Annotated in this window: 16 protein-coding genes; all 16 read right to left on the bottom strand. The window is 46.7% G+C overall.

Going from position 1 to position 16544, the window contains the following annotated elements:
- Nucleotides 1-40 precede the first annotated feature (40 nt).
- Nucleotides 41-1312, bottom strand: coding sequence for a tetratricopeptide repeat protein (locus KY305_RS13185; protein ID WP_223062917.1), 1272 nt, complete (start codon nt 1310-1312; stop codon nt 41-43).
- A gap of 319 nt (nt 1313-1631) precedes the next feature.
- Nucleotides 1632-2918, bottom strand: coding sequence for a 3-phosphoshikimate 1-carboxyvinyltransferase (gene aroA / locus KY305_RS13180; protein ID WP_223062916.1), 1287 nt, complete (start codon nt 2916-2918; stop codon nt 1632-1634).
- Between the two features lie 11 nt (nt 2919-2929).
- Nucleotides 2930-4045 (bottom strand): prephenate dehydrogenase, encoded by a 1116-nt coding sequence (locus KY305_RS13175; RefSeq protein WP_223062915.1) that lies wholly within the window; start codon nt 4043-4045, stop codon nt 2930-2932.
- Nucleotides 4046-4095: 50 nt separating this feature from the next.
- A complete protein-coding gene (hisC, locus tag KY305_RS13170) occupies nt 4096-5178 on the bottom strand; it encodes a histidinol-phosphate transaminase (protein ID WP_223062914.1) in 1083 nt (360 codons plus the stop codon).
- An 11-nt stretch (nt 5179-5189) separates the two neighbouring features.
- A complete protein-coding gene (trpA, locus tag KY305_RS13165) occupies nt 5190-5987 on the bottom strand; it encodes a tryptophan synthase subunit alpha (protein WP_223062913.1) in 798 nt (265 codons plus the stop codon).
- The gene (gene trpB, locus KY305_RS13160) at nt 5980-7182 is read right to left on the bottom strand and encodes a tryptophan synthase subunit beta (protein WP_223062912.1); all 1203 of its coding nucleotides are present in this window, start codon (nt 7180-7182) and stop codon (nt 5980-5982) included. Before trpB ends, trpA begins: the two co-directional genes overlap by 8 nt.
- Entirely contained in the window at nt 7163-7816 is a 654-nt protein-coding gene (locus tag KY305_RS13155; protein WP_223062911.1) for a phosphoribosylanthranilate isomerase, read from the bottom strand. Before KY305_RS13155 ends, trpB begins: the two co-directional genes overlap by 20 nt.
- 4 nt (nt 7817-7820) lie before the next feature.
- On the bottom strand, nt 7821-8573 hold the full coding sequence (gene trpC, locus KY305_RS13150) for an indole-3-glycerol phosphate synthase TrpC (RefSeq protein WP_223062910.1): 753 nt from the start codon (nt 8571-8573) through the stop codon (nt 7821-7823).
- The gene (gene trpD / locus KY305_RS13145; protein ID WP_223062909.1) at nt 8566-9582 is read right to left on the bottom strand and encodes an anthranilate phosphoribosyltransferase; all 1017 of its coding nucleotides are present in this window, start codon (nt 9580-9582) and stop codon (nt 8566-8568) included. The genes trpC and trpD overlap by 8 nt, the downstream gene beginning before the upstream one ends.
- A complete protein-coding gene (trpE, locus tag KY305_RS13140; RefSeq protein ID WP_223062908.1) occupies nt 9554-11101 on the bottom strand; it encodes an anthranilate synthase component I in 1548 nt (515 codons plus the stop codon). The genes trpD and trpE overlap by 29 nt, the downstream gene beginning before the upstream one ends.
- A gap of 221 nt (nt 11102-11322) precedes the next feature.
- Nucleotides 11323-11706, bottom strand: a complete 384-nt coding sequence (gene aroH, locus KY305_RS13135) for a chorismate mutase (RefSeq protein ID WP_223062907.1) — start codon at nt 11704-11706, stop codon at nt 11323-11325.
- Nucleotides 11703-12791: a 3-dehydroquinate synthase gene (aroB, locus tag KY305_RS13130; RefSeq protein ID WP_223062906.1), complete on the bottom strand. Its 1089-nt coding sequence runs from the start codon at nt 12789-12791 to the stop codon at nt 11703-11705. The genes aroH and aroB overlap by 4 nt, the downstream gene beginning before the upstream one ends.
- On the bottom strand, nt 12791-13963 hold the full coding sequence (aroC, locus tag KY305_RS13125; RefSeq protein ID WP_223062905.1) for a chorismate synthase: 1173 nt from the start codon (nt 13961-13963) through the stop codon (nt 12791-12793). Before aroC ends, aroB begins: the two co-directional genes overlap by 1 nt.
- Before the next feature lie 70 nt (nt 13964-14033).
- Nucleotides 14034-14804, bottom strand: a complete 771-nt coding sequence (locus KY305_RS13120) for a CheR family methyltransferase (protein WP_223062904.1) — start codon at nt 14802-14804, stop codon at nt 14034-14036.
- Nucleotides 14805-14995: 191 nt separating this feature from the next.
- Nucleotides 14996-15442, bottom strand: coding sequence for a nucleoside-diphosphate kinase (ndk, locus tag KY305_RS13115; protein ID WP_223062903.1), 447 nt, complete (start codon nt 15440-15442; stop codon nt 14996-14998).
- A 118-nt stretch (nt 15443-15560) separates the two neighbouring features.
- A complete protein-coding gene (gene hepT / locus KY305_RS13110) occupies nt 15561-16523 on the bottom strand; it encodes a heptaprenyl diphosphate synthase component II (RefSeq protein ID WP_061520948.1) in 963 nt (320 codons plus the stop codon).
- Between the last annotated feature and the right edge of the window lie 21 nt (nt 16524-16544).

Here is a 16544-nt window from a genome sequence, read left to right as displayed (position 1 = left end):
TATTACTTATACATTCAACAAGCATGGCAGAAAATCCTGCTTATCTTAAAAATTCATCCTCTATCCGTAAGATTGTTTCTTCAAGCTCTTCATTTGCCCCATCCATCGTGAGCACTTGTTTCAAAAGCGGCAGCGCTTCTTTTTGGAGGCCCTCTTCTAATAAGAAATGAGCGTATTCATATAAGAAATCCCGATCCTCTTGATAGTGGAGATACGCGGCTTCGAAGCTTTTTTTCGCTTCATCATATTGCTCAAGGCCGGTATAGGCGCTCGCCAAATACCAATTGTATTTCGGATCTTCTTCGCCGTAGCTGCGGACTTCCTGAATCAAATCAATGATCTGTTCAAAACTTTCTTCTTTATGGTAAACGGCCAGCAGGGTGTGGAGCGCTTCCACATAACCCGGGTCAAGCGCCAGCGCTTCCTGAAGAAGTGTCTTGCCTTCCTCTTCATTCCCGAGCTTTAAAGCCATTTTCGCCGCATAAAGAAAAAGCTCTTTATTGTATTCATCGTATGTGATGCCCTCTTTAGCGGTTTTTAATGCTTCTTCATACATGCCTTCTGTCTCGTAGCTTTTAGCAAGCGGCATATAAAGCGATGAATAAGACGGATCAAGCCCTTTCAGGTCTGACAGCTGTTTAATGGCCGTTTTGACCATACCTGCTTGATAAGCGGTGAATCCGTAGCCGAAAATCGTATTTGGTTCTGTATTTTCCTCTGCCGCTTTTTCATACCATGAAATCGCTTCTTCAAATTCACCTGCGGCGCTTAGTGATTCAGCCAATCGCTGGTGAACGTTTACACCGCCGATCTCACTTTGTTCTCTTGCCGTTTCTTTAAAATACGGCACGGCTTTTGCATATGATCCTTGGGTAAAGTATAATTCGCCTAATGCGAAATCAATGACAGGTTCTTGTTTTAAAATGGCTTTTGCCTGTAAAAGCTTTTGTTCACTTACTTCAAATAAGCCTTGCATCTGATACAAATCGGCCATTAAAAGGAGGCTTTCCGGGTAAGACGGGTCTTCCGGAGAGATTGTCTCCAACACCTCGAGGGCTTTTTCTTCTTTATCAATATCTATTAGCAATTCTGCGTAAAAATTCGTCAGTTCTGACTCCTCTGGGTAGAGGTCATGCAAATCGCTGATCAGTGAAATGGCTTTTTCGGCATTTCCCCATTCGTAATAAAGCTGGGCTGCAATGGCTTTGTCTTCGTCGTGAAGCTGTTTTTCCGCTTTTGAAAGCGCTTCGAGTCCCTTTTCGGTTTCACCTGCTTCAACTAATTTTATGGCTTCTTGAATCAATGTATTCAAATCAGACCGGTCCTTTCTTTTCCTATACATCATCAACCAATGAAAAGGGTTTTTATTCGGGTTAACCTTATCATAATTCAGACAGAAGCTGCCCGCAAATAAGATGCTTCACCCGGCATTATAGTTTATCAAAAAATCCGCACCAGGAAAACGGCAAAAAGGGAGACGGCATCTTTATACTAAAACAGCGCTTTTCACTCCGGCTGCTTCTGTAACGAAAACGCATCCCCCCTTTCTTTATTTTTTCTGTTTAAGACAAGCTATGTTCGAGCCCCTCATTTTATGATTTCCGCACTGAAAAAAGCCCGAAGATGATTCTTCAGGCTTTTTTCGCTAATTGATTTAGATGCTCAAAAAATGTCGGGTAGGAAACATGGATCGCTTCTGTCTCCAAAATCTCAATCGGCTCCTGTGTCAGGCACGAAGCGATGCCGAGCATCATACCGATCCGGTGATCGCCGTGGCTTGACACAGACGCACCGCCAGCGAGCGTTTTTCTGCCGTGTATTTTCATTCCGTCCTCTGTCGGCTCGATGTCTGCCCCGATTTTACGAAGCTCTGATACGACTGTGTCAATCCGGTTCGTTTCTTTTACCTTCAGCTCTGCCGCATCTTTAATAATCGTCGTGCCTTCTGCCTGCGTTGCTAAAAGGGCGATAATCGGAATTTCGTCAATTAAGCGGGGGATGATCTCTCCGCCGATTTCCGCTGCTTTCAGAGCCGAGGATTCAATGATCAGATCTCCGTAAGGCTCCGTGCTTCCTGTTTCAGACGGAATGACTTCAAGCGCCGCTCCCATCTGCTGTAAGACGTCAATAATTCCCGTGCGAGTCGGGTTTAAACCGACATTTTTCAAAACAATCCTGCTTCCGGGAACAATAGCTCCCGCTGTAAGGAAATAGGCTGCCGAAGAAATATCACCGGGCACGAAAATGTCTGCGGCCCGAAGCTCTTGCCCGCCTGTTACGGAAGCGCTCGTTTTTGTTTCAGACAGCTCAACGCCAAAAGCGTTCAGCATCCGTTCCGTATGGTCTCTTGATTTATGCGGCTCGGTTACGGTCGTCGTTCCGTCAGCCTGCAATCCGGCAAGCAGCACGGCTGATTTAATCTGTGCGCTGGCGACAGGCGATACATAATCGATGCCGGTCAAATTTCCGCCTCTTACCGATAAAGGCGTAAATTCTCCGTCTGCTCTTCCGTCAATTACGGCACCCATCTGCTTTAAAGGCTCCGTAACCCGTTTCATCGGACGTTTCGCAATGCTTTCGTCGCCTGCTACCGCACTGTGAAAAGGGCGTCCGGCTAAGATGCCGAGCATCAGTCGGATCGTTGTGCCTGAGTTCCCGACATCGAGAAGGCTGTCAGGCTCACAAAGAGCGTCTATGCCTTTCCCGTGTATCGTTACATCACTTCCATTTTGTTCGATGGATACACCCATTTTTCTGAAGCAGGCGATGGTGCTGAGGCAATCAGCTCCAGGCAAAAAGTTTTTTACCGTTGTCGTTCCTTTTGCAAGCGCTCCGAACATAACAGAGCGGTGAGAAATGGATTTATCACCCGGAATATGGATTTCACCGTTTAAAGACAGCACTTTTTCTCTTTTCATTGTTTTCCACCTCAGTCAGCGTAAAATGTTTCGTAATTGGCGCGGTTTTGTATACAGATCTCGGCCCGCTTGCGGTCATCATCAGTTTGGAAACTGATTCTTAAAATCCCGTTTATATCTTCTCTCGTTTCAATAATGCGGATATTGGTAATGCTGATAAGTTCTTCCGCCAATATCGCCGTAATTTCCGAGATCACACCCGGATGATCCGGTACATCAACGTAAAGATCATAAAACGACGGAATAGCCCCTTTTTGGCGCAGCGGCAGGCCGTCGCGATAATCCTTCGCCTTTTTAAAGTAGCCGAACAGTTTGTCCGCATCTTCATTTTCTACGTATGATTCTATCGTGTCAATCTCACGTTTCCACTCTTCGAACCGTTCAAGCAATTTTTCTTTGTTGTGCAAAAGAATGTCTCTCCACATTGCCGGACTGCTTGAGGCAATCCTCGTAATGTCCCGAAATCCCCCGGCTGCGAACCGCTTCACAAGCGGATAATCTTCTTCACAATGATGAGCCTGATGGACGAGGCTTGCGGCGACAATGTGAGGAAAATGGCTGATCACGCTTGTTACGCCGTCATGCTCTTCAGGGGTCATCTCAACAAAATGCGCATTTGTCGCTTTCAGCAAATCCTTCAGCTGCACCACTGATTCTTTTGATGTTGATTGTCCGGGCGTTAAGATATAAAACGCATTTTCAAATAGAAACTCTTTCGCGGCAGCGGCGCCGGACTTATGGGAACCCGCCATCGGGTGGCCGCCGACAAATTGATAATGGGAAGGCAGCACTTGATCGGCGTAGCTGACGACTTTCTGTTTTGTGCTGCCCACATCTGTAATCAGCAGTTCGTGGCTGATGTCTGATGCTGCCAGCTTATCCAGCATGTGCAGCGTTTGGGCGACAGGCGTGGCAATAATGACGGCTGACGCTTTTTGCGCGCCTTCTGTAAACGAATCCGCCCGTTCATCGATAATGCCCAGTTTCAGCGCGGCGTTAAGCTGTTCTTCTGATATATCTACGCCGATGATCCGTTTATGAGGGTGCTGCTTTTTTATAGCTAATGCGATGGACCCGCCGATCAGCCCTATCCCGGCAAGCAATATTGTATCCTTCATATCATTCATTTCCTTATCACCTAATTTAATAGATTAAAGAGGTGACGCTGGATCACCTCTTATAATAATTCAGCTAAAATTGTCAGTATTTCCTCGTTCTGTTCCTTCGTTCCGACTGTAATCCGGAGTGCAGTCGGAAATCCGAGCGCCTGTCCTGATCGAACGATATACCCCTTTTCCAGCAAGGCTTGAAACAGTTCATCCGCCGGACGGTTAAAATCAATGAGCACAAAGTTTGTTTGCGAAGGATAGCATGTTAAACCATGCGTTTCTGCAAAGTCATAATACTGCTTCAAACCGGCTTTATTCTTTTCAACACAGGCTTCAATAAACGCCTGGTCGTCAAGAGCTGCCAATGCTGAAGCCTGGCCGATGCGGCTCGTGTTAAACGGCTCTCTCACGGGTTCGATCTGGCGGATCAAAGCCTCACTCGCGATTCCATATCCGACGCGGAGCGCTGCAAGCCCGTATGCCTTAGAGAATGTACGTAAAATCATGATATTCGGATATTGTTTTAACAGCGGAATGCTCGCCGGGTAATCTTCCGCGGTGACATATTCGTAATACGCTTCGTCCAGTACAACGAGAATATGCTCGGGCACCCGGTCTAAAAAGGAAATTAACTCTCCTTCAGACGTATACGTCCCCGTCGGATTATTCGGATTGCACACCCACACGACCTTTGTCTGTCCGTCAATCGCTTCAAGCATCTGTTCCAAGTCGTGAGCGCCGTCAGAACGGAGCGGTATTTCACGCACCTCAGCACCTTCTATGACCGCATTATGTCTGTACTGCGGGAAGGTTGGAGCGGCAGTGATCGTATTTGTTTGCTCGTGTAAGAAAGAGCGGCAAATGATCTGCACAAGCTCATCTGAACCGTTGCCGAAGATGATCGACGATTCATTGACCTGAAGATGCTCACTCAGCCGCGTTCTAAGAGCAGCACTATATCCATCAGGGTACAGCGCCAGCTGCTCTATTTCCTGATGCAGCGCATCTTTAACGGCTTGAGAACAGCCGAACGGATTTTCGTTAGAGGCGAGTTTTACTATTTTTTCGAGCCCGTATTCACTTTTTACTTCTTCTATTGGTTTTCCCGGCTGATAAGGTTTCAGCTGCCGCAGCTGTTCTTTGATCTGCAAATCCAGTCACCTCATTTTAAACTGTACAGCCCGCCAAACGTCTTCGCATATTCTTCAAATTCAAGCAGCGCATCCTCTCTTGTTTCCGGATCCATGAGCCTGCTTTCAAGCTCTTCAATTTTTCTGACAAGCGCGCTGCCGACAACAACTCCGTCGCATATTTCATTCATCTCAGCAACCTGTTTGCGGCTTGAAATGCCAAAACCGACTGCTACCGGGACAGAGCTTAATTCCTTTACCTTGCGGATGAAGGAGTAAGCAGACGGCTCGAATCCGCTGCGGACGCCTGTCACGCCTAAAGAGGATACACAATACACAAAGCCGCAGGCCTGTTCAGTAATTATTTTTAAACGTTTTTCACTCGTCGGAGCAACCAGCGAAATATAAGTCACCTTCTCCTGCCGGCATTTCTCCTGCAAAAGGGCGCTCTCCTCCAAAGGAAGATCCGGAACAAGCAATCCGTCTATATGATTTTCCCGCAGTAAAGCGAAAAAGTATTCTTTGTCTAATTGTAACACAGGATTATAATACGTAAAGAGGATTATTGGAATATGAACGCCGTTTTTTTTCATTTGTCCGCCAAGTTCAATCGCCTTCACAATATTCATCCCGTTATTAAGGGCGCGTTTTGAGGCCCGTTGAATCACAGGGCCGTCAGCCAGCGGATCTGTATAAGCCACACCGATTTCAAGCGCCGAGGCACCGGCTTTTTGCAATGATTTCGCCAGTTCAATCGATACCTCGGGGAGCGGGTCGCCTGCTGTAATGAAAGGAATAAATAACTTCTCTGACGCTTTCAGATTAAACATGTGTCTCCACCTCGTTTTCCAATACTTTCATCAGTGTATGGACGTCCTTATCCCCTCTTCCCGACAAACTGACGAGAATGATTTGGTTCTTATCCATCTCTTTTGCCATTTCAAACGCTTTTGCCAGTGCATGTGCTGATTCAATTGCCGGCAGAATGCCTTCTTTTTCAGAAAGCAGGCGTAATGCAGCAATTGCTTCATCATCTGTCACGCTTTCATATTTCACGCGCCCGCTCTTATGCAAAAACGCGTGCTCCGGCCCGATGCCGGGGTAATCAAGCCCCGCTGAAATGGAATACGGTTCTATGATTTGTCCGTACTGGTCTTGTATCAGATAGGTCATTGATCCGTGAATCACACCGAGCGTGCCTTTTGCAATCGTGGCAGCGTGCAGCGGCGTGTCAATTCCTTTTCCGGCCGCTTCGGCACCGACCAGTTCTGTGCCTTCTTCTAAAAAGGCCTGAAAGATGCCCATCGCATTGCTGCCTCCGCCCACACACGCGATCACCTTATCCGGAAGCGATCCTTCCATCTGCCGGAGCTGCTCTTTTGCTTCCTCACCAATCATCTTTTGGAATTCACGGACGATATACGGATAGGGATGCGGACCGACTACAGAACCGATGAGGTAGAAGTGATCCTCACAATGCTGCACCCAATACCTGATGGCTTCATTTGTCGCATCCTTCAGCGTACCGTTTCCGCTTGAGACCGGCACAACCTTTGCTCCGAGCAATTTCATCCGGAACACGTTAAGCGACTGGCGAGCAACGTCCTCTTCCCCCATGAAGACCGTGCAGTCAAAACCGAATTTCGCGGCAACCGTTGCAGCGGCTACGCCATGCTGCCCCGCACCTGTTTCAGCAATGATTTTTGTTTTGCCCATTTTTTCAGCAAGCAGAATCTGACCTAATGCGTTATTGATTTTGTGGGACCCCGTGTGGTTTAAATCTTCTCTTTTCAGATAAATTTTAGCCCCTCCCAAATACTCCGACACCCGGTCGGCGAAGGTTAAAGCCGTCGGCCTGCCGGAATAATCAAACAGCAGTTTTTTAAATTCAGCGTGGAAAGCCGGGTCGTCTTTTAATTCTTTGAAGGCTTTTTCGATTTCTTCCAGCGGCTGCATCAATGTTTCAGGGACAAATTTGCCTCCGAATTCGCCGTATCTTCCGATTTCATTTGGATATGGATACATATTGGTTCATCCTTTCTTCTAAAAGCCGGATCAGTGTTCTATTCTTTTGTCCGTTTTTTTCAATTCCGCTTGCAAGGTCAATGCCGCCGGGGCGCCATTTGAGTAAATCTGTTATCGTTTCCGGATTAACGCCGCCTGCGATAAAACAGCGCTTTTTTGCATGCCGGGCCTGATTTCTGTATAGGGGAACGCGATCCCATGAAAAGGTGATGCCGGTTCCGCCTCTCATTCCTTTTACGGAGGAATCAATGACATAGCCGTCAACTGCGCTTTCAAATTGTGTCATCTGCTGAAGCGTCCCTTCATGATGATGGAGCGCCTTCCATATTTCACAGCGCACAAGCGGGCGGAGACGGCGGGCATCTTCGGGTGATTCGTCTCCGTGCAGCTGAATGACATCAAGTGAGAGATCTGCTGCGGTGCGGCTGATATTTTCCGCAGTCTCATTAACAAAAACCCCGACGCGTTTTTTATCTGTCTCAGACCGTACGAACCATTTCTGCACGTCGCCGGGCGTGACTTTTCGTTTGCTTTCGGCAAAAATAAATCCGAGATAATCCGCTTGTGAGGCCGCTGCAAGCTTATAATCATGCTCCGAGCGGATACCGCAGTATTTTAATTCAGGGTTTTCCACGTCCTCACTCTCCAAACAAACGGCGGATCGCCTGCTGCTGCGAGTCCTGCCTCATCAATGATTCTCCGATCAGAACAGCCTGCGCTCCGTGTTCCTTGACGAATTGCAAATCCTCTAAAGAGCCGATACCGCTTTCGCTTATTAACAGACAGCCGTCCGGCACAAGCGCAGCTATTTTTTCCGTTTGAACGACAGACGTGCGAAACGTCTTCAAGTCGCGGTTGTTAATGCCGAGAATCTCCGGCTGAAACACCTTTAAAATCTGTTCAAGCACTGCTTCGTCATGGACTTCAACGAGAACATCCATGCCCTTCTCCCGGGCCTCCGTGTAAAGCTCGTGAAGCTGTACAGGCTCCAGCACTTCTCCGATCAGCAATATAGCGTCGGCCCCGATCCGATATGATTCTTCCACCTGAACGGAATCGATAATAAAATCTTTTCTGAGCACAGGAAGAGAAACGGTCTGTTTGATATCTGTCAAATATTGATTGTCCCCTTGAAAAAAACGTGTATCCGTCAGGACAGAAAGCGCATCAGCCCTTGCTGCTTCGTAATCTGCCGCAATTGCTTCCGGGACGAAATGCTCTTTGATCAGCCCTTTCGACGGCGATGCTTTTTTCACCTCGGCGATTAACCCGATAAAACGGTTCGGATGAGCGAGCGCTTCTTTAAAGGAGCGCCGTTCGATCTGACAGGTTTCCGGTAAAATAATTGATTTCACTTCTTCTTTTTTTTGTTTGATGATTTGATCAAGCATAGATTTCTTCCTCTTTCTGTTTCAGACGTTCAAGCTGCCTTTTGGCATCTCCGTTTTTAATCGTTTCTAAAGCGGCCTCTGTTCCTTCTCTCAGGCTATTTGCAATGCCTGCGGTATAGATCGCCGCTCCCGCATTTAAAGCGGTAATATGCAGAGCGGACGGGACGCATTGATTTGCAAAAATATTCTGAATGAGACAGGCGCTCTCTTCCGGTGACTGCACCTGAATATCCTTCAGTGAGCCTGTTTCTAAACCGAATTGTTCCGGTGATACGGTATATTCGCGCCGTTCTCCGTCTTTCAGCTCAATCACATCGGTCGGTGATGTAATCGACAGCTCATCTAACCCGTCATGGCCGGAAACGAGAAGCACGTGCCTTACATCAAATCGTTCAAGAGCACTCGCCATCAGCCGCGCCTTTTCTGCCGAGTAGACACCGATCACCTGCCGCTTTGTCTGCAACGGATTGCTGAGCGGGCCGAGCAGATTAAAAACGGTTCTGAAGCCGAGCTCTTTTCTCGCAGCGGCTACGTGTTTCATAGACGAATGAAACAATGGAGCAAACAGAAATCCCATCTGTTTCGTTTGAATGCTCCGTTTGACGCTGTCAGGAGTGGCCTGAATTGATACCCCGAGTTTTTCCAGAACATCCGCGCTTCCGCTTTTAGATGAGACGGAGCGGTTCCCATGTTTGGCAACTTTGGCTCCGGCTGCAGAGGCTGTGATGGCGGCTGCGGTCGATATATTAAACGTAGAAAGTCCGTCTCCGCCTGTCCCGCACGTATCAACGACGTCCGGCAAGCCTTCCGCCGTCCGCGCACGGGCATGCATGACCTTTACAAACCCTGCAAGCTCCTCTGCCGTTTCCCCGCGGTGGGCTAAAACGGATAATATCCCGCCTATCTCCGGCTGACTCATTTCACCGTTCATCATCATCTCCATCAGCTGCTCCGCCTCATCGGCAGTAAGTGTGCTTCCATTAACGCAAAGCTGCAGAAATTTGTTCATCCGTCTTCTCCTCCCTGCCTGAAAAGATGTCTTCGGCGATCTGAATCGTTCTTAAGAGCGCCCCCGCTTTATTGCAGCTCTCTTCATATTCGGCTTCTGGGACAGAATCAGCTACGATCCCGGCCCCCGCTTGAATGGACGCTGTACCGTTTTTGACACTCATTGTGCGTATCGTGATACATGAATCAATCGAACCGTCAAATCCGATATAAGCGATACATCCGCCGTATGTTTCCCGGGGTGTCGGCTCCAGTTCATGTAAAAGCTGCATCGCACGTATTTTCGGAGCGCCTGTAAGCGTGCCTGCCGGAAATGCAGACATCAGCGCGTCAACAGGATGGATGCCTTGTTTCAAGCGTCCGGTCACAATCGAAATGATGTGCATCACATGGGAGAAGGACACGATTTTCGTAAATTCAGGCACAGAGACTGACCCATGCTCCGCCACTCTGCCGATGTCATTGCGCGCAAGATCAACGAGCATATAATGTTCGGCCTTTTCCTTCTCATCATTCATCAGTTCTCTTTTCAGGCGCTCATCCTCTTTTTTCCCGGCCCCCCTTTTCCTCGTTCCGGCAATCGGGTGGATTTCTAAATGCCTGTCATGTACGCGGATTAAACGCTCCGGCGAGCTGCCAACGATATCCCTGTCCGGCAGTTTTATATAATACATATAAGGGGACGGATTGATGATTCGCAGCACTCTGTACAGCTCAAACGAATCTCGAGATACCGGGATCTCGAACTTCTGTGAAAGCACCCCTTGAAAAATGTCTCCCGCTTTTATATATTCTTTTAGTTTGCGGACATCTGCCATAAACTCTTCTTTCTGATAATTGGAAGAGACGCCGGCAAAGCTTGGCGTGTCACAGGTTTCTTTTGAAAAAAACAGTTCTTTCACGTTTTTCGGTTCTGTTAAAGTGTCAATAAGCTGCTGAAGTTCCGCGCAATTTTCTTCAAAAACAGCCCATTTTTCTTCGTCTGTCTCTTGGCCGTTAAGCGCTGCATATTGAATAAAATGCACTTGTTTCGTTTCATGATCGTACGCGATGATTTTTCGGCAGACAAACAGCATGCATTTTGCAAAATCCGTTTCTTTTGCGTGGCTTGGCACGGAAGGCTCTATAAGCGGAATCATATCATAGCTCAAGTAACCGACGGCTCCGCCTGAAAATGGGATATCAATGTCGGGAGTTTTAATCAGAAAACTTTCATTCATCCAGTCAAGGACTGCTTTTAATTCGCCGGCCGTAAAAAGCGTTTGCCCTTTTGAATCGGCAGCGGTGAACTTGTTATCACTCTCTTTAATTGTGGTAAACGGGTCGAGGCCGATAAAGGAATATCTTGACCAGCTTGACGTATCATCCTTACTTTCCAGCAGATACGTAATGTTCCTGTCCAGTTTTTCTACCATTTGAATGGGTGTGATCGTGTCAACCGTAAATGTCTCTGCGATCGGAACTGTGCGGTGTGTCAGACTGTCCTTTAAAAATAAGGAAACATCCGATTGTATGTTCATGCTTCTCCTCCTTACGGGAAGGAGAATGAGATGAAGAGTGAGAGGGATTGTACGGATAAAAAATAAACCCAAAAGAAGGCTCTTTTGGGCAGAATAAAGACTAGTTTATCTCAGCTCAGGCTAAACTCATTCTCTGCTACCCTATTCTAAACTCAGCTGTTTCAAGGTCTTGCTTTTGCTTTATACACACTTCTGTGTATTTCTAAGCTTTGTTTATCGTATTACAATTCAGCATTTTTTGTCAATGATAAATCTGGCCTTAACACAACTGCTTTTTCTAAATATACGTGCCTGATCTCATCTTGAGGCGTATCCGTCTGAACGGTCATCATGACCCGAATACACTTTTTCAGGGCGCCGTTCACGTCCATTTCCTGCATGCACGTCACCGGCACATACTGCCAGCCGGAAAAGCGCCGAACCGCTTTAGCAGGGAAAACGGAATGAAGATCAGGAGTGGCGGATAACAGTATTTGCACAACATCTTCCGGCTTTGTTTGATTTTCCTTAATGATTTTTTCAAGCAGCTGCTGCGTTTTTTCTAAAATTTCTTGTTCGGTGTCTTGTTCCACCGTCGTTGCTCCGCGAATGCCGCGTATCATCATGCTGTCTCCTCCATTCGCCACTTGTTCAGCCAATTCTCCAGCTCATCTCTTGAAAGCATAAGGTCTCTTGCTTTGCCTAATTCCTTTAAGACAATGAACTGGATCATGCCTCCGCGCGTTTTTTTGTCATTCATCATCCGGCCGGAAAGAACGGACGTTTTGATATCATTTCTGATTGTGCCGGGATAGCCGAGCCCTCTCAGCCACTCTGTGAGCCTTTTTCTGTCCATTCGGCATCCAGCAGCCTGTTCACTTACAAAAAGAGCAAACTGCATGCCGAGGGCTACCGCATCTCCGTGTGTGATTTGACCGTACCCGTATTCAGCTTCAATGGCGTGGCCGAGCGTATGCCCGAAATTCAAGAAAGCTCTGATTCCCTCTTCCTTTTCGTCCTCTTGCACAACGGCTGATTTAATAGAAATGCCTTTATAAATCATCTCATTCAAATCATCGCTCGTCAGTCCGTTTAATGTTTGAAGCCCAAGCAGCTTCTCTAAAAAAGCGTGATCGGCGATAAACGCATGTTTAATCACTTCGGCCATGCCCGATCTCAGCTCTTGTTCCGGCAATGTTTGTAAAAGCTCCGTATCATAAATCACCGCTTTCGGCTGATAAAACGCGCCGATTAAGTTCTTCCCGAGCTTATGATTAACAGCCACCTTGCCGCCAACCGCGCTGTCATGGGCAAGCAGCGTCGTCGGCATTTGAATAAAATCAATTCCGCGCATAAAAGTCGCTGCGCAAAAACCTGCCAAATCACCTGTGACACCGCCTCCGAATGCGATCATACACGAGGAGCGGTCCATATGAAAAGAAATGGCTTCCGTTTGAATCCGTTCATACATTTCCATGGACTTCGCTTCTTCACCGCTCGGCACAATGACTTTTTTTACGGGCCAATTTTCGCTTAAGAGCTGATACATATCATCGCCGTACAGGCGGTCGACTTCAGCATCTGTCACAAGTAAAATTTTCGTCAGCGGTCTGTTCAGTGAAGTCAAAAATGCAGCGGCCTGTTTTCTTATACCTTCACCGATATAAACGGGATACGATGAGGAAGCAGTACGTACCTCAAGCTCTTTCATCAGAATTCCCTCGACAGTTTTCTCATGTTTTCTACATTTTCTTTTATGCGGTCGATTTGGTCCAGGCCAAATTGTTCTACGACGGCATTGGCAATTTCCCAGGCCACTGCTGCTTCTGCCACTACGCTTGCTGCGGGAACTGCGCAGCTGTCTGAACGCTCAATGCTTGCAGAAAACGGCTCTTTCGTTTCAATATCAACGCTTTTCAGCGGTTTGTACAAGGTCGGGATCGGCTTCATGACACCGCGGACGACAATCGGCATTCCTGTCGTCATACCGCCTTCCAACCCGCCAAGGCGGTTTGTCGCACGCGTATAGCCTTTTTCCTCATCCCAAATGATTTCATCATGAACCTCACTGCCGTTTTTGCCGGCCGCTTCAAAGCCGATGCCAAACTCAACGCCCTTAAATGCATTAATGGACAAGACAGCCGCGGCAAGCTTACTGTCAAGCTTGCGGTCATAGTGAACGTAGCTGCCGACGCCGACAGGTATGCCTTCGACGATCACTTCTACGATTCCGCCGATTGAGTCGCCGTTTGCTTTCGCTTCATCTATAGCCGCCATCATTTTACGGCCCGCTTCTTCATCGTAACATCTGACCGGTGATTCCTCGGTCACCCGCTGCAAATCTTCGATTGACGTGTAATCAGTTTTGTCAGCCTTCACCCCGCCTATTTCTAAAACGTGTCCTGCTACTGTAATGCCAAGCTCCGCCAGAATCTTTTTAGCGACAGCGCCCGCAGCCACCCGAACCGTTGTTTCACGCGCGGAAGATCGTTCTAACACATTTCTCATATCGCGGTGATTATACTTAATAGCGCCGTTTAAATCGGCGTGCCCCGGTCTCGGTCTTGAAATTTGGCGTTTCATTTCACTTTCTTCTTCTTTTGTAATCGGAGCAGCGCCCATGATTTTTGTCCAGTGGGTCCAGTCCTTATTTTCCACGACAAGCGCAATCGGTGAACCAAGAGTCCGGGCATGACGCACCCCGCTCATGATTTTAGCCTGATCCGTCTCGATCTGCATGCGGCGTCCGCGGCCGTGGCCTTTTTGGCGTCTGGCAAGCTCAAAATTAATATCTTCCTCAGTTATATAAAGCCCTGCAGGCACACCTTCAATAATTGTCGTCAGTTGAGGGCCGTGTGATTCACCGGCTGTTAAATATCTCATTCCTTCTACTCCCTTCATCGCATTAACGCTTTTAAGTAAAACTATACCACAAGTTTTCATAAAAAGTCTTCTATCTTTTTTGATAAAAAAACGTATCCGTGCTTTCAAGCCCGAATTTCTCCGGATTAAAAATCTGTTCTGTGCTGCCGACAAATAAAATACCGTTTTTCTTTAAGCTGTCAGCCATTTTCACATACAGCTCTTCTTTCGCTTTTTCAGTGAAATAAATAAAGACGTTGCGGCAGACAATCAGGTCAAAATCCTGCTCATAGCTGTCTGCAAGCAAGTTGTGCCGCTTAAAACGAATGTTTTTTTGGATCTCATGTTTTACTTGATAGCTGTTATCGGCCTGCTTCAAGAAATACCGGTTTTTCACGGAAGACGGCACCTCTTGAAGCGAACGCTCCTGGTAGATTCCTTGTTTTGCTTTACTGAGCGCTTTTTCATCTATATCAGTCGCTAATATTTGAAAGCCGGGAAGCTCTTTCTGCTGATCAAGAATCATAGCCAAAGTATAGGGCTCTTCCCCCGTTGAGCAGGCCGCACTCCATATTTTTAACGGCTTATTTTTCTTTAATAAAGGAAGTATTGATGTTTCAAGAACTTCCCACCTTTTATAATTACGGTAAAATTCAGAAACATTAATCGTCATTCTGTCTAATGTTTCATTCAATAAGAGCTTGTCTTTTTCAAGAGCTTCGGCGAATTGCTGAAAATCTCCGAACCCCTTTTTTTCGTAAAGTGATGTCAGCCTTCTTTTCATTTGGGCTTCTTTGTATAAAGATAGATCAACGCCAGTCATTTTTTTCCACTTGGTGATAAAAATCTCGTATGGCTCCATTGCTTCTCTCCCAATCTCGCTGTCTTTTGTCCTAGTATAGCCTGTTTTCTTTCTAAATTGTACGATTTCAATAAAAAAATCAGCCGGTTGGCTGATTTATGAAAAACAAAAAAGACAGAGTACCGCTGACTCTGTCCTTCACGAAAATTGTAAACCTTTACATAAAACAAGAAAAGAAAGGCCGTTATGGTTTAGTACACCCAATCGGCCAGCAGTTTTTGATACGGCACAAGCTCTTCTTGCTTAAAGAAAATTTGAATTTCACGTTCAGCGCTTTCTAACGAATCAGAGCCGTGAATAATATTTTTACCGACAAACATTCCGAAGTCTCCGCGAATCGTGCCCGGCAGCGCTTCTTTCGGATTTGTTTTTCCGATCAGCTGTCTTGTGATATCAATGACATTTTCGCCTTCCCATACCATCGCAAATACAGGACCTGACGTAATAAACTCCACAAGCTCGCCGAAAAACGGTTTTCCTTTATGCTCAGCATAATGATTTTCAGCCATTTGTTCAGAAACCGACAACAGCTTGGCTCCTGCCAATTGTAAGCCCTTACGTTCAAACCTGGATAAAATTTCTCCGATCAGCTGGCGCTGTACGCCGTCCGGCTTTACCATGATAAAAGTTTTTTCCATAAGATTCTCCACCCCATCATTATGTATAGGCTTTCAAGTTGCACACCGAAATCGTAACATCTTTCTGACAATTAATCAATCCGGGGCGGAGAAAGTTCACATCTTGTTCGTAAAGGACTTAAAACTTCCGTTTGCCGATATATTTTGCGATCGCGGCCAATGAAGAACGTGCCCGGCCTCTCGGCAATGTATTCAGCTGCTCAAATGCTTTTTTTAAATATCTTTCACTGACGGCCATTGATTTTTCAATCGCGTCCGTCCGTTTAATATTTTCAATGATCGGCGCGAGCTGCTCCTGCGTTGTCTCGCTGTTAATTAGCTTCAGCTGATTTTTCAATTCAGGCTGATGCAGCGCGTACAAAACAGGCAAGGTGACATTCCCCTGCAAAAGATCTCCTCCGACGGGTTTTCCCAGCTCTTCTTCAGTTGATGTAAAATCAAGAATATCATCAATGATTTGATAGGACATTCCCACATAATAACCGAACCAATATAATGCTTTGTGAATCTTTTCATCGGCTCCTGAGGCAATTGCGCCAAGCTGGCAGCTGACGGCGATGAGAAGAGCCGTTTTTCGTTTGATGCGGCGCAAATAGGTTCTGAGGTTTTGTTCCATATTGTATTTGTCTTTGATTTGTTCAATTTCTCCGAGGCATACTTCTACGATGGTTTTGGACAGGATCCGATGGGCTTTCGGCTCATCTAATCTCGTCATCATTTCTAGTGAGCCGGCAAGCATGTAATCACCGGTGTACATGGCAATGCGGTTGTCCCATTTGGCTTTAATGGTCGGTTTTCCCCTCCGCAGTTCGGCATCATCAATGACGTCGTCGTGAACAAGCGATGCCATATGAATCATCTCCAGCGTCACTGCCACATATTTGATTTTATTAATGTCATAGTCGCCAAACATGCCGGAAAGCAATACGAACACAGGGCGGATCCGCTTGCCCCCCGCCTGCAGCAAATGAAGACCCGCTTCACTTAACAGGGGATAATCAGACCGAACCGTTTGCTCAAGCTCCCTTTCAATCACATCAATATCGTCATTTAAAAAAGAATAGGCCATTTTAAATTTCATATCATTCACCCAAACATCTGT

It is taken from the genome of Bacillus sp. YC2, assembly GCF_019891195.1.
GTDB lineage: Bacteria > Bacillota > Bacilli > Bacillales > Bacillaceae > Bacillus.
Note: the sequence above shows the minus strand (reverse complement) of the source record. Positions and strands in the feature narration are given on the sequence as shown.